At 31.8% G+C, this 15,826-nt stretch carries 7 protein-coding genes and 1 pseudogene; 4 read left to right on the top strand and 4 right to left on the bottom strand.

Features of this window, described 5'->3' with window-relative positions; all coding sequences use genetic code 11:
• Positions 1 to 239: 239 nt before the first annotated feature.
• Entirely contained in the window at positions 240 to 2,948 is a 2,709-nt protein-coding gene (cphA, locus tag TERY_RS09275; RefSeq protein WP_011611590.1) for a cyanophycin synthetase, read from the top strand.
• Positions 2,949 to 3,443: 495 nt separating this feature from the next.
• Here cphA and TERY_RS09280 read toward each other — a convergent pair whose 3' ends face one another.
• Positions 3,444 to 3,587: a chlorophyll a/b-binding protein gene (locus TERY_RS09280; RefSeq protein ID WP_011611591.1), complete on the bottom strand. Its 144-nt coding sequence runs from the start codon at positions 3,585 to 3,587 to the stop codon at positions 3,444 to 3,446.
• 1,169 nt (positions 3,588 to 4,756) lie between these two features.
• Between TERY_RS09280 and TERY_RS25080 the strand changes: the two genes are divergently transcribed.
• Positions 4,757 to 7,288 carry a DUF4912 domain-containing protein gene (locus TERY_RS25080; RefSeq protein ID WP_370496930.1) on the top strand — a complete coding sequence of 844 codons (2,532 nt, stop codon included), beginning with the start codon at positions 4,757 to 4,759 and terminating at the stop codon, positions 7,286 to 7,288.
• A gap of 667 nt (positions 7,289 to 7,955) precedes the next feature.
• Here the strand turns inward: TERY_RS25080 and TERY_RS36645 are convergent.
• A pseudogene (locus TERY_RS36645) lies at positions 7,956 to 8,135 on the bottom strand (IS1 family transposase); the annotation flags it as partial.
• Between the two features lie 562 nt (positions 8,136 to 8,697).
• Here TERY_RS36645 and TERY_RS09290 point away from each other — a divergent pair.
• Together TERY_RS09290 and TERY_RS09295 are read left to right on the top strand one after the other, a co-directional pair.
• Entirely contained in the window at positions 8,698 to 9,159 is a 462-nt protein-coding gene (locus TERY_RS09290) for a hypothetical protein (RefSeq protein WP_011611593.1), read from the top strand.
• A 2,530-nt stretch (positions 9,160 to 11,689) separates the two neighbouring features.
• Positions 11,690 to 12,208, top strand: a complete 519-nt coding sequence (locus TERY_RS09295; protein ID WP_011611594.1) for a tetratricopeptide repeat protein — start codon at positions 11,690 to 11,692, stop codon at positions 12,206 to 12,208.
• 879 nt (positions 12,209 to 13,087) lie between these two features.
• Here TERY_RS09295 and TERY_RS09300 read toward each other — a convergent pair.
• A complete protein-coding gene (locus tag TERY_RS09300; RefSeq protein ID WP_011611595.1) occupies positions 13,088 to 13,564 on the bottom strand; it encodes an MEKHLA domain-containing protein in 477 nt (158 codons plus the stop codon).
• 1,614 nt (positions 13,565 to 15,178) lie between these two features.
• Positions 15,179 to 15,448: an SDR family oxidoreductase gene (locus TERY_RS30455; RefSeq protein ID WP_052845773.1), complete on the bottom strand. Its 270-nt coding sequence runs from the start codon at positions 15,446 to 15,448 to the stop codon at positions 15,179 to 15,181.
• Positions 15,449 to 15,826 lie beyond the last annotated feature (378 nt).

Raw genomic sequence — 15,826 nt, forward strand, 5'->3', positions numbered from 1 at the left:
ACAGGAAGCATAATTATACTGAATACTATGTATAGTAGCCAAAATTAATAGAAAGCCAAAATTCTTCTACCATCAAAGGATTATCAAAAAACTGATAAATTGATCGGATATTTTCAAGATGGAGAAAGGATTAGCGCATCCTCAAAAAAGTTTGTAGTAAACAGTCTAGTCAATGGTATGAGCTGAAATTAAAAATGCCATTGCTTCTCTGATTCTAAGCATTACCTTAAAATCCTCCTATGAAAATCCTCAAACTCCAGACATTACGTGGTCCAAATTATTGGAGCATACACCGCCATAAGCTGGTAGTTATGCGTCTAGATTTGGAAGATCTTTACGAAAAATATACATCTGACATCCCTGGTTTCTACAAAGGATTAACAGAAGTTCTACCAAGTTTGGTAGAACACCTTTGTTCGCCTGGAGTCAAGGGTGGTTTCCTAACTCGTGTGGAAAAAGGAACATTAATAGGCCATGTAATCGAACACGTTGCCATAGAATTACAAGAGCTAGCAGGAATGCCAGTTGGTTTTGGTAGGACAAGGGAAACATCTACTACAGGAGTATTCCAGGTAGTAATAGAATATGAAAATGAACAAGCAGGTCGTTATGCAGCACGAGCAGCAGTAAGGCTTTGCCAAAGTATTGTTGACACAGGTACATATCCAGCAACAGAATTACAGCAAGATTTAGAAGACCTTAAGGAATTAAAAAATCAGGCATCTTTAGGTCCAAGTACAGAAGCTATAGTTAAAGAAGCAGAAGCAAGAGGTATTCCTTGGACTCAACTAGGTGCTAGGTTTATGATTCAGTTTGGTTATGGGGTTAATCAAAAGAAAATTCAGGCAACCCTAAGTAACCAAACCGGAATTCTTGGTGTAGAACTTGCTTGTGACAAAGAAGGCACAAAAAGAATTCTCAAAGATGCAGGAGTACCAGTACCTCGTGGTACAGTTGCTCGTTATTTTGATGAGCTTCAAGATGCTATTGAATATGTCGGAGGCTATCCTATTGTCATTAAACCTCTAGACGGAAATCATGGTCGTGGCATTACCATAGATGTTAAAAATTGGCAAGAGGCAGAAGAAGCATACGATTTAGCTAGAAAAGCTTCGAAAACAAAAACTGTAATTGTTGAACGTTACTACACGGGCAAAGACCACCGAGTTTTAGTAGTAAATGGCAAAGTTGTAGCTGTAGCTGAACGAGTTCCAGCCCATGTGGTGGGAAATGGTAAGTCTACAATAGCGGAACTAATTGAAGAGACCAATAGAGATCCTCAAAGAGGGGATGGACATGATAACATCTTGACTCGAATAACGGTAGATAAGTCTGCCCTTGATATTCTAGGAAAACAGGGATACAGTATAGATTCAATACCTCTCAAAGGAAAAAAGTGCTTTTTAAGAGCAACGGCTAATCTAAGCACTGGTGGTATAGCAGTAGACCGCACTGATGAGATACACCCGGAAAATGTTTGGCTATTATCTAGAGTTGCTAAGATAATTGGTCTAGATATTGCAGGTATAGATGTAGTTACTGAAGATATTTCTCAACCACTACGAGAAGTGGAAGGAGTTATAGTAGAGGTTAATGCTGCCCCTGGTTTCCGGATGCATGTTGCTCCTAGTAGAGGTCTAGCAAGAAATGTGGCGGGGGCAGTGATGGATATGTTATTCCCCGGATCAAAAAATGGACGAATACCAATATTGTCTGTTACTGGCACTAATGGAAAGACAACTACTACACGACTACTGGCTCATATTATTAAACAGACAGGTAAAGTAGTTGGATATACTACTACTGATGGTACTTATATTGGTGAGTATTTGGCTGAAACTGGTGATAATACTGGACCTCAAAGTGCACATTTAATTCTTTCAGACCCTACAGTAGAGGTCGCTGTTTTAGAAACAGCACGGGGTGGTATTTTGCGTTCTGGTTTAGGTTTTTCAAGTTGTGAGGTGGGAATAGTATTAAATGTAACTGCCGATCACTTGGGTATTGGAGATATAGATACCATAGAACAATTGGCTAAACTAAAAAGTGTAGTAGCTGAGTCGGTAATGCCAAAAGGATATGCAGTTTTGAATGCTGAAGACCCATTAGTCGCAGCTATGGCAGATAGAGTTAAAGGTCAAGTTGCTTATTTCTCAATGGATCCAAATAATGAATTGTTATTAAGACATACAGAAGCAGGGGGTCTGGCAGCAATTTATGAGAATGGCTATATTTCAATTTTGAAAGGGGATTGGACTTTAAGAATTGAAAAAGCAGTTAATGTGCCAATTACAATGGCTGGTAAAGCTCCTTTTATGATTGCTAATGCTCTGGCAGCTTGTTTGGCAGTTTTTACTCAAGGAGTAAAGATAGAGCATATTCGGAAAGGTTTGTCAACTTTTGTGGCTTCAGTGGATCAAACTCCAGGCCGGATGAATATGTTTAATATGGGTAGTTATCATGCTTTGGTAGATTATGCTCATAATCCTGCTAGCTATGAAGCATTAGGTGGATTTGTCAGAAATTGGCCGGGAAAACGAATTGGTGTGGTTGGTGGACCAGGCGATCGCCGTGATGAAGACTTTGTTTCTCTTGGAGAACTAGCAGCAGATATCTTTGATGAAATTATTATTAAAGAAGATGATGATACTAGAGGACGACCTAGAGGGAATGCTGCTGAGCTTATTTGTCAGGGTGTAAAACAGTTTTTAAATGGAATAAAAAATTCTGAATCAAAAGCTACTTATGAGTCAATATTAGATGAGACAGCAGCTATTAATACAGCTTTAGACAGAGCTCCAATTGATGGATTAGTAGTGATTTTACCAGAAAGTGTTAACAGAGCTATTAGTTTAATAGAAGGTCGTCACGTTATTCAAGATATTGAATTGCTTCAAGATAGTCAAAGAGAGCCTAAGGATCAAGAAGTTTTAAAAAGTTCAATTTAACACTAAATTATATTAGATCTTCTTGGGAGTGAAGTATTATTGGAAACTGGGTTTATAGAAGATAGATATCAGTATGGTAGTTAATCTATCACTTTCCCCAGTTTCCAGATTTTAGAATACAACCAAGCTGAAGGTGAGACACAAATTTAGTGGGTTAGATGCCATAACAACAAGTTTTTTACTATTAATGACTTGTAAATCATTTTTCCGAAAATGGGTAGGGCTTCAGACCTATCTTATTCTATTGATAAAAAAAAAGGGATTGAAATTGAAAATTTCAATCCCTTTTCTATTTACTGGAGAGTACAAAGTTCTCCTAAAAACTATTGGCTTTGAAGGCTGAAAACATTATAGGAATTGGCTTACAGCATTTATATTTTTTTAAGAAACTTTCTAACCTTCAGATAGCTGTAAGCCTGAGCTAGAAATAGTTCTGAGAAGAACTTTCTACTATTTAGTCTATTTAGTTAAAGTAACAAAAAAATATTAGAAGAATTACATTAAACCAATTTGGGAAAGAATACCTTGACCTGTTAATAGTTCTGTAGCAATACCGATAATAAAACCTAACATAGCCAAGCGACCATTCCAAGTTTCTGCAAACTCTGTGAAACCTAACTTTTTCTCTTGGTTATCCATATTTACTATTTTTATTGTGTTTTAAGTTCTTGTAATATAGCTTAACTTAAAATTTCAAAGTTGGCAACATTATTTAATATTTTTATGTGGCCCAAGAGTGAGGGTATGGATAAAAGGACGAAATAGGTGTAAACTTAATAAATATAATTAAAGACTCTTAAATTTAAGGTAGCCCTTGTAAGTAGGCACACAAAATTAATTACATCTAATATATATGTGAAACTGAACCTCTTATACGATATGCCTTATGTCAAACTAGAATAGATAAACAATTTTGTTTAGCCACTTAACTTATTTATTAATTCTTTAGGCAGTTATGTAGATTTTAAAATTAACAGTAAGAATAGCCAAAGTTTAGAAAACTCAACAAAATCATGTCCACAGTTTAAAAGACTAACAAATTTTCTTAGAAAATAAAAATAAATATGGAAGGTTGTAAAGTTAAGGGTCTGAAGATTGACACAAAAAAACTATTATGTGTTTGATGTTGAAGCTAGAGGCAAAATTCAGAAAGAAACAGTAGTTTCTAAAAATTAGAATAAGGGATATATGTAACTAGAATCTGCAGTAGTTTGTTTAGCTAGCTAAACGATGCAAATCATATTGTTCAACCTATTTTTATGTTTAATATTTGTGGTGGCAAGTCAATTAATAAAAAACTAATTTGAAAGCTGAAGCTAGTTGTTAAACTTTAAATGGTGATGACGATACATTAACTTTAGAAGTGCTAAAAAAACAAATATTTATCAATTTTTATTTGATAGTTACCTTGAAGATAATGAAGGATAATTGATAAATTCAATGGTAAATATGTAAAAATTAACAACTATTAAGATAAAAAATTATCAAAAAAACTCGTCTTAACTAAATTTTTGCTAATACTAAAAATAGATTTAAATAGACTTAAACAAACTATATTTTGCAGTTAATAAAGGTAAACTGAGGATCTAATTACTAAAATCATTTATCAGGAATTTAACCTTCATAGAGTATTTATTTTATCCGTAAATTAATTAGTAAAAAGTACTAATTTTTAATAATAAGTTTATAGGTCAAATTAATGGGTTTTTATCAACTTCAATTTAATAATATTTGATAAATATAAAAGCTATATGAAAATGTATTTCTTTAGGAAAAAATCCGTTCAATTATTAGTAGTATTGCTAACTTTGATTGCTACTCCTAGGCAATTAACAGCTAATAATTTATCTTTTTTAAGTAATACTATCCTAAATCAATCCATCAACTCAGATACTACTTACTCAGCACCTAAATCATTACCAAGTGGCAGAAAAATCAAATTGTTTAGCTCTAGTAGTATGATAGTTATTAATCAAGTACTAAAACAAGTTTACGAAGAAAAATATCCAGATGCTCAAGTTGAAATAACAAGAGGTGATACAAGTGAACTATTAGAAGTACTTCTAAAAGGAGAAACAGATTTAGTAGCCTTGGGACGTCGATTAACTGCTGAAGAAAAAAACCAAGGATTAGTTGAAGTCCCCATTAATCGGGGTAAGATTGCTATTGTAGTTGCCTCAGATAATCCATTTCAAGAAAACCTCTCATTTGAGAAATTTGCTCAAATATTCCGGGGAGAAATCACCAATTGGTCAAAACTAGGTGGTCCACAACTGCCCATTCGCTTAATTGATCGCCCAGAATCTAGTGATACGAGGGAAGCTCTCAAAAGCTATGATGTGTTTAAAAAAAGTCCATTTATGACTGGACGTAACGCTATCCAGTTATCCGAGGACGATACAGCAGTAGTCATAAAAGAACTAGGTAAAAATGGGATTAGTTATGCAATCATGGACCAAGTTCTCAACAGGGAAAATGTTCGGATTATTCCGATGCACAAAACTCTGCCGACTAACCCCCTATATCCATACTCTCAACCTCGTAACTTTGTTTACAAAAATGACACTGCCTCTCCAGAAGTTTTAGCATTTCTGGGTTTAGTCACTTCTGAAGATGGTCAACAAGTTGTGGCAAAAGCAGATAAACAAGGGAGAAGTGATTTAGCAAATCTTAGCTCGACCAATAAAGCGAACTCTTCAGATATAGTAACATCACCTAGTCTTGATACTCAAATAAAGACAGAATTAAACAAACAAGAGAAAACTGATTCGGAAACTTTTGGAGGTCTGGTAACTGCACTTATAGGTGATATTGGTAAGGAAACGGGAACAAAAAGAATTCCCTGGTGGATTTTACTATTGTTGAATATTCCTATTCTTGGAGCATTACTATGGGTATTTCTTAGAAGACGTGGAAATCAGTCAGTAGGAACAGGTGGAACTAGAGTAGTTCCAGGAACAACTACAGATTCAGACTTCACCTCGGTAGGAGAAACTCTTTTTGCTGAGGCTGAAGTTACTGAGGCAAATGATTTAACAGAAACAAGTTCAGAAAATGGTAATGAAGTAGCTGTTGTTGATCCCAGTATAAGTGTAGCAGGGGTAGAGGGAGTAGGAGAATTATTAGCAACCTGGGCTAGCCTTGAAAAAAATAGTCAAATAAGTCTGAGTCCAGGGGAAAGTCAAACAGTATTAGCAAGTTGGTCAGTACCAGAAGCTGATCAACTTGCAGCTAAATTACATGGAGCTAAACAATATCAATTGCGGGTTTATGATGTGACAGATATAGACCTAGATTTAGAACTGGCTGAAAGTATCAAGTATTATAATTTTGAAGATTCGAATCAGCAGTGGCAAATAGGAAGCTTACTGTTTGATCGCGAATATCAAGCTGAAATAGGTTATGCTACCGATGATGATCGATGGTTACTATTGGCTCGTTCTAACCGGGTTAGAATAGATATATCCAAAAATGCTGATTTGGGAAGAGCTGGACAAGGGTTTGATAACCTTTTATTGAGAGATATAACGGTAGAAGATTATGTTAATAAAGATATTGAGGTAGTAAAAGAACCAGATTTAGAAAGGGGAGAAAGAGTAAGAGGGGTATTACTTCCCTGTAAAATTACTATTACTCCTGATGATGCAGAAAATATGATGGTGACTTGGAAAGTTTCTCAAACAGCACAAAATGCATTAAAAGAACAGGGTGGAAAAGAATATCAACTGCGTATTTATGATGTGACGGATATTGACTTAGATAAACAGCCAGCCTACAATGTACAAGGTTATAATTGTCAAGAATCAATTCAGGAAATGCAAGTACCTGTTTTGATGATTAACCGCGAATATCAAGCTGAGATAGGCTATGTTACTGATTATGGCAAATTGTTGAAATTAGCTCGTTCTAATCGTATCCGCATACCTGCTATTGAAATTGATGATGTAAAAACTACACAGCTCAATGTAACTCAGACTAAAGCGGTAATTCAAGAGGAAGCATTGAAATCAAGTTGGGTTATTATAGTTCCTGTTAGTAGTCAAAGCGCCTATGTTCATTGGGGAGTTTCTCAAACTGCTAAAAATTTAGCTAAACAACAAGGTGGACAGCAATACCAGTTACGAATTTTTGATATTACAGATATTGATATAGACTCACAGAACGCTCAAAATGTACAACAGTATGATTGTGATGGATCTAGCCAGAAACAAGAAATTCCTATCAATGTTAGTTCTGTTGGCTATGTTGATTATTTCGCAGAAATTGGTTATGTTACTGATGATTCGCAGTGGTTGATTATTGCTCGTTCTAATCCTCTGCGAATACCTGTTTTGATTTAGGAACAAAAATTCAATAAGATCCATTATTGAGATTTGTGGTTTAGCAATATAATTTTATTGGGGTAAATAATTATTAAAAATAATTTTCCTTCTTGGTTAGCAGCTCTATGATGTGAAATTTTTACTGAGATATTTTAGTTGTTTTTTCAGGGCTTTCTTGATTTGTTTACAAGTGTTTAGTCTTTTTTTTGCGACGTTTAAATGTTGTCAGCCTTACTATTGCCGAGCTTACCAACAAACTTTCACAGAAACTTTTGATGCTCTCTACTATTGTTGACAAATTGAAGCCGAAAAGATTCGTATAGTGTTATGGGTACACGGGGAAGGTAGTAGTTTAAGGAGAGTTAGTCGGACTACGAATCTAGCTTACAACACAGTAGTTATATCAAATCCGTTGGCTTTGGAGTCATATAATTTTTCTTGTCATTATAGGCCAAAGGCCTTTATACCTTAGAATATAGATTTAATTATGCTTCAATACTATATCATACCAATGATACCAAATTTGATATTACTCTAATACGAGTAGCATTAAACAGCACCAATAAATCTGTTTTTCCTGATAATGACCATTTTTGACTACTTTATGGTTTTAACAATAAGGACAATTCATCTCTCAATAAAGTCATAAAATATCATTCTTTATTGTTCAAGACCCAATGACTCAGAATAACATGGGGTTAAGGGGCATTTTTAGACAAAACTCTTTAAGAGCATTAAGAGCAACAGATAAGACACGGGTTTGAAGGCTCATTGACGGCCACACTCACGGCACAAATAACTCTGTTTTCCCTGATAATATAACATTTTTAACTACTTTATGGCTCTGACAATAAGGATAATCCATCTCTCAATAAAATTATTGAATATCATTTTCTATTGTGCAATACTCCATGTCTTATTAAATTTTTATGGTTTACCCTAGCCGTTGTTAACTTAAACCAGCTATATTAAGTCTTAGTATAAAAGTTTATAAATTGATGGATATTTAACCCCATAAATCTACTGCTGATTCATCTCACGGCAAATCACAAATTATGGCGTGAGGGTTCTCGACGGTCTAGCTAAAATACACTTCTAGTTTTAGCACTAAGCTAGGTAAGTCAATCGACCTAACTTTTCTAGCTGTTGTAGTTTTTGTAAGACCATTCCCAAGTGAGTTAAGTAAGGCTAAAAAGTTGTTTAGTCTATAAGGAAAAATTAACCATTACCTACAAACTGTAATAGTTAGAATAACTATACAGATGCTCCCAAGTATATATCCTTTCAGTTAGCTATAGAAAATGGGGTCTATTGTGAATCCAGCATTTTGGAGGTTAGTTGTCATGACAACCATTACTAATGGTAATTGTGGGGTATCCAAGCCGTAAATTTGATCAAGCTAGCATTAGCAGCATAGGAATAAGACTGTGGCTCATACATTTATATTAGAATCAGGCAAGTGGAATATAGCAGGAAATTGGTTAGAACGTAATGGAATGTTAATTACTGTCAAGGGTAAAACTATCGTGACATGGGATCGTACGGATTGGTTCTCTATGGTAACAAAACTAATATTTCCCACTCAAGACCGTGAGGAAATTATTTTACAATACAGAGGCCGTCTTGACAGTGATGAACGACGCTATACCTTTGTTCTTCAGCATAGTGAGCTAGGACAAGTGGAAGGAGAAGGATGGCTTGGTATTGATTCAATTACTCAACGCTATTGGGTACTTGGAAATGATGCACAACGTCGTAGTGGTTTTGAAACCTTACGTCGCTTAGATGAAGAGCGATATTACAGTAATAGTGCGGTTTTAACAGGTCTTTCTTTGCTTAGTGCTATGGAAGCAACTATGGAGCGTATAGAGCCTTATGCAGAGAGTTAATATGATCAGGGCTTACCCAAGCAAGCTATATATAGTGTACTGAAATATTTAATTTTTAATACTATAGTTTGTGGTTTTTCCGGATAGATATTACTTTAGAGATATATTATCTAATAACAATAAAATTACAATTTTTTTAATAGATTACAAACTGTTAAATTAGTTTGATAAAATTTTCCAATAATTAGATAATAATGACATAATTATATTACTTTTCAAAATCATGGATTTTAATTATATTTTCAATTGTTAATATTTACTTAAATCTTATAGGAATGATACAATCAAAAACTTAGTAAGCCTAAATCAAAAATATTAGTCATGATACAATAAACTGTTACCTTAGAACAGAGTCTTTAAATTCACAAGATTGATGGCGAAATGTAAAAGAATAAATTGTATCAAATATAGCAAATTAACAACTTAAGTATTTTTAAATAAGATGTAAAATCAGATTTGATTATTTACTAATAGTTAAATTGTACCCTACTGACTTCTGACTAGTTGGCTTTTGTGTGGATGCCTTGGGCTTGTAAGCATCCAATTTTTTAATGCAACTAAAATGAAGTTTATGATATTAAAAATGATATTTTTTGCTGGTTTTTAAGGTATTCTGAAGACTTGAAAAATTAGTTGATGCCTCATCATTTTTAATCTTTATTCATTTTGGCGATCGCCTCCTTATTTCACGATTTCTAAGAATAAATTATGATTATCAAATTATGTTATTTAATATAATAAATACTTGAAAAAAATGCTATTCTTTTTATCAAATAAAATGAAGTTTATGATATTAAAAATGATATTTTTTGCTGGTTTTTAAGGTATTCTGAAGACTTGAAAAATTAGTTGATGCCTCATCATTTTTAATCTTTATTCATTTTGGCGATCGCCTCATTATTTCACGATTTCTAAGAATAAATTATGATTATCGCATTATGTTATTTTATATAATAAATACTTGACAAAAATGCGATTCTTTTTATCAAATAAAATGAAGTTTATGATATTAAAAATGATATTTTTTGCTGGTTTTTAAGGTATTCTGAAGACTTGAAAAATTAGTTGATGCCTCATCATTTTTAATCTTTATTCATTTTAGCGATCGCCTCCTTATTTCACGATTTCTAAGAATAAATTATGATTATCGCATTATGTTATTTAATATAATAAATACTTGAAAAAAATGCTATTATTTTTATCAAATAAAATGAAGTTTATGATATTAAAAATGATATTTTTTGCTGGTTTTTAAGGTATTCTGAAGACTTGAAAAATTAGTTGATGCCTCATCATTTTTAATCTTTATTCATTTTGGCGATCGCCTCCTTATTTCACGATTTCTAAGAATAAATTATGATTATCAAATTATGTTATTTAATATAATAAATACTTGAAAAAAATGCTATTATTTTTATCAAATAAAATGAAGTTTATGATATTAAAAATGATATTTTTTGCTGGTTTTTAAGGTATTCTGAAGACTTGAAAAATTAGTTGATGCCTCATCATTTTTAATCTTTATTCATTTTGGCGATCGCCTCATTATTTCACGATTTCTAAGAATAAATTATGATTATCGCATTATGTTATTTTATATAATAAATACTTGACAAAAATGCGATTCTTTTTATCAAATAAAATGAAGTTTATGATATTAAAAATGATATTTTTTGCTGGTTTTTAAGGTATTCTGAAGACTTGAAAAATTAGTTGATGCCTCATCATTTTTAATCTTTATTCATTTTAGCGATCGCCTCCTTATTTCACGATTTCTAAGAATAAATTATGATTATCGCATTATGTTATTTAATATAATAAATACTTGAAAAAAATGCTATTATTTTTATCAAATAAAATGAAGTTTATGATATTAAAAATGATATTTTTTGCTGGTTTTTAAGGTATTCTGAAGACTTGAAAAATTAGTTGATGCCTCATCATTTTTAATCTTTATTCATTTTAGCGATCGCCTGATTATTTCAGGATTTCTAAGAATAAATTATGATTATCGCATTATGTTATTTTATATAATAAATACTTGACAAAAATGCCAATTTTTTAATGCAACTAAAATGAAGTTTATGATATTAAAAATGATATTTTTTGCTGGTTTTTAAGGTATTCTGAAGACTTGAAAAATTAGTTGATGCCTCATCATTTTTAATCTTTATTCATTTTAGCGATCGCCTGATTATTTCACGATTTCTAAGAATCAATTATGATTACCGCATTATGTTATTTAATATAATAAATACTTGACAAAAATGCCATTCTTTTTATCAGACTACAAGTATAAAAATGACAAATCCTGATAATAACCCCTGTTTTTTAATAAACCTTTAGATTAAAGTCAAGAGTAAATATACTCATATTGAACAAATTTTTGATATATTTTTAATAATACCTCGAAAAGACAGCAGAGAAAAGCTTAAATATTATAAAGATTTATTTTTGATAGAGAAGTGGTAAAATAGAAAAATAGGTAGTATGCTGGACTCAGTAACCATTACTACTAAAATTATCAAAAATGTTTGATACAAAATCTAAGTACAGCTTATGGGCCATAACTGCTATTATGACCATACTCACCACTACTCAAGCTGGTGCTTCTTCTTTTAAACTAACCTCAAAACAACTTCAATCAAGCAATACCAAAATTATCGCTCTCGATCAAGAAGCTAAAACAGAATTCGAGCGTGGGATTAAACTCTACAAAGAAGGAGATCTAAAATCAGCAGAAGCAGCATTTCGCAAGGCTATTGAACTTGATTCAGAATTTGCAGAAGCTTATGCTAACTTAGGTAGTCTTTTGGCAAGTCAAAATAATTTACCGGAAGCAATATCCCAATTTGAAAACGCTGTTCGTCTTAAACCAGAACTAGCGGTGCTTCATTATCAGTTAGGGGTAGCTTTGTATTTGGAAAATAAACGACCTGAAGCGTTAGTATCTCTGACTAAAGCTAGAGACTTATTAACAAAACAAGGAAAAATTGAAGATGCAGCAAAAATTGAGAAAGCAATAAAAAGGATTCAAGCAGAATCTTAATTGATGTTTTAATACGATAATTTTCGGAAATTATTTCACCGAATAGATATAGGGGAGATTTTTCAGCTCTTTGAAAACATAAAAATATCGAATCAAGTTTCTGAATCTCATTTGGCATTTTAGCCGGTCGCCAATATTTCTGTATAGTATGACGAATAGAAAATTTTGGTTGGCTAAGATGAAAGGCAAATCGTTATTACTAGTTTCAGAATCAGATGATTACTTATTAGACTATTATAATATGTGTTGAAGTGATAAATATAGTTAATAAATTACGGGGTGATAAGCTAGTTAAAAGTTATATATATAAATGGGTGAGCCTTTAGAAAATGAAGAATACTTTAACTAAAAAAAAACTTTATTGACAGTGAATGGGATGTAGTATGAGCCAAAGGCTTGCTCTACATCCCCTACTTTTAGCTGAATTATTTATTTATTTCAGTAATTTTTAAAATCGTTAAAAATATTATAAAAAAGAACTGGTAATTACAAATAAAAATCAATAAATGTGAATATATTAGGCTTTTGTCAAAACCATATTAAGCTAACAGAGAACTTCTATAGTATCTGCTTTCACGTTAGTAGATAAAAAAATTATTCTATCTGTTGAATTTAAGATTTACTTTATGCATCAGCTCTAATTTGTTTTACCAATATTCTTTTTTTAGCTTTCTCTTGGAGATTTCTAGTGAATAATTTAATAGTTTTAAAAGAGGAGTTGCTATGAATAAAAACTTCCTCTTTTTTTGCAAAGGCTAGACCTAACTAGAAAATACAAATGCGACTATTTCAGAGTATAACTACTATCTATTGCGATGGAATAACCTGTAATAAAACTAGCCACATCAGAGCATGACCAAACAAGGGCATTAGCCACTTCTAAATATACTTCCACTGCTTAAAAGTAGCAGCTTGACCACATTGCTGTTGATTTTCATCTAGAATATTCCAGATAATAGCATTTGAAATCCAAAATTGTTTGCCTTTGCTAGAAATACGTATTCCCCGATAATTATCAATATACCCTTGAGTTTTTGCCTGGGTCAGTAATAGCTGGCGATCTTCGCGCTGTAAAGGTTGCGCTGTCTCACAAGAAGGGGTATGAGTGAACTGTTCCCAAGTCATTTCCCACAAATCTAATGCTTGCTGATTACCATAATTTAAGATAGGGTTTTCTTCTATACCGTGAGAAGCAACAACAAATGAAGTTTCCCATAATGCTTGAGCCATAAGTTGTGGAGTTCCATCTATATCGAGTAGACATTGACCAGTCCAATGTTTATAGCTCAATAACAGCCTTTGAGTATGGTGAATGATGGTTTCTTGTTTCCAGGGATATAGGATATTTTCAGTCATTAATGATTTTTTAAAAGTTAATCATCAAGAATTTTATCTTAATTTTTTACTTTTTGAATTAAATTGCCTTTGACTTTTTACCTAGAAATTTGAATTAATGATTCATATTGCCTGAGAATAAAGATGTATGTCAATTTTACAATAAGACTTTGCTAGAAATATGTTGTATGATCTGGCTGTTTCGGAGGACTATGTTATCAGATAATTAATTATTGAAAAAACTAATTTATAATTTTTGGTTGTTACGAAAAAAGATATAATTATGATATTTAATACCTAATAAAGAAATCAGGTTAATTGTTTTGATTTTTATTTTTAAAACTACACAATTTCCTTGATAAACCTTCTCTGTAGCTTCTATAAGTTTCTGAATTATATAAATTAACTGTTATTCAAGATTAATATATTTGCAGATAATGAGAAAAGATTCAATGAAAAAAATCACTAATACACTTTTGATTTAACGAATATTTTTTAACTATATTTTATATTTTAATCCTTATATTTTAATCCTGGGTTTAAATAGTTAATTTTTAATAATTTTAGGGTTTCATTAATCCTACTTTTTAATCTAAAAAAAATAATATTTTCTGGCAATTTTTTTTGTGATTTTGGTAGGGAATAATTTGACTATTCAGTTTATAGTTAAATAGTTTTAATAGAGGAGTTGCTATTTGCAAAATTTCCTCTTTCTGTGCATCTGTTTAAATGTCTACTGATTGTCATGATTTTCATTTTGTTATGATTAGGACATCTGTATTCATGTTATTAAATGATACTTTTTATTTAATCTCACTTCTTGCTTTTTTGTATCAATTAACTTCCAAATATTTTAAAATTTTTTCTAGCTCATGGTCAAAATTATATAGTAATTTTTCATTAAAAATAAAGTGAATATTCAAATATTTCTGGTGTTTTAAAAATATTTCCATATTATTCATCCAATCATAAATAATAAATATTTGTCGGATTTTTGTTTAAATAAGTTGCTCAATTAGTTTCATAAACAGTAAAAGAAGGAAAATATCTTTTTACATAATGGGAAAATACAAAATTAGACTAAGAAATTGATACATATCTAGGATCGCAAACAATATATATTACTTTGTCAAATTTTTGGATAATAGTTTAAGCATTATCGCTGTTCGGGGAATTAATTTCTACTAGAATAGAGCTATTAATATAATGCTCTATATCATCAACTGGATATCTAAATATATTACTTCTTCTGGAAAATACAGCATTTTTTGTAATATCTAAATAATTAATATTAATCTGCTCTTTAAGCTGAACAATATCCCAAGTTTTAGCAACTTGATAATGGGTTGATTTTCAATGAAATTTTTATAGTCAAAATTACTATTATCAATAATAATGGGTTGATTTTCAATGAAACTTTTATAGTCAAAATTACTATTATCAATAATATTATGTAAGATTGTATAGAGTCAAAAGTTATCACTTTTAATTAGCCTAGCTTTTAGGATGTGCATAGTCTTCTCCTGATGAGTTATTAATTCTAGTAAAAGCTATTATTGTTAAACCTATACTTGAGAATTTTGTGGTAAAGTTTATTAAGTTTAGTATTTTTAGATATGCATTGAAGTCAATAATTTATCTTGCCTTGTAATAAGGATGTATATCAATGCTACAACCACTATCGACAAAAAGAGTTTGCCCAGTAATATAACCTGCCTTTTTTGAAAAGAAAAAGTCAATAGTTGCAGCTACGTCTAAAGGTTTACTAAGGTGCTTCATTGGTTTCCCACTTATGCACTGCTTTTCAATTTCACTACCAGGTGGAAAAATATCTTGACCCATTTCTGTTTCTATTCTTCCGGGAGTAACAGTATTAACATTTATTTTACTTGATACTAGCTCCAAAGCCTAAGTAGGAGCTAAACTAATCATTCCTACTTTAGCTACAGTATAACTGGTGAGCTCTTGGGCTCCTAAAGCAGCAATACTGGAAATATTAACTATACGGTCTTACTTTTTCTCCTTCATTGATGGCAACACTGCTTGAACTGTTTGTATAGCAACAGGCAAATTTAAGTCAATAACTGCTTCACATTTATCTAGTTTTACTTATTCTAGTGGCTGTGGGTATACTATTGCTACATTATTGACTACTCTATTAAAAAAATACTGCTTGAGTTTAATTAGCCAGAGTTTCTGTTGTGGCATAGCGATCGCTCAAATTAACTGTGACAAATTCACGAGGGAAGGGTTTTGCTGGAACATGACGTGTTAGGCTAATTA

Source organism: Trichodesmium erythraeum IMS101, from assembly GCF_000014265.1.
GTDB classification, from domain to species: Bacteria; Cyanobacteriota; Cyanobacteriia; order Cyanobacteriales; family Microcoleaceae; genus Trichodesmium; species Trichodesmium erythraeum.

What these genes read in the sequence shown, in the direction of transcription:
- cphA (WP_011611590.1), top strand. Translation starts at nt 240, where the DNA reads ATGAAAATCCTCAAACTCCAGACATTACGTGGTCCAAATTATTGGAGC.
- TERY_RS09280 (WP_011611591.1), bottom strand. Translation starts at nt 3,587, where the DNA reads ATGGATAACCAAGAGAAAAAGTTAGGTTTCACAGAGTTTGCAGAAACT.
- TERY_RS09295 (WP_011611594.1), top strand. Translation starts at nt 11,690, where the DNA reads ATGTTTGATACAAAATCTAAGTACAGCTTATGGGCCATAACTGCTATT.
- TERY_RS09300 (WP_011611595.1), bottom strand. Translation starts at nt 13,564, where the DNA reads ATGACTGAAAATATCCTATATCCCTGGAAACAAGAAACCATCATTCAC.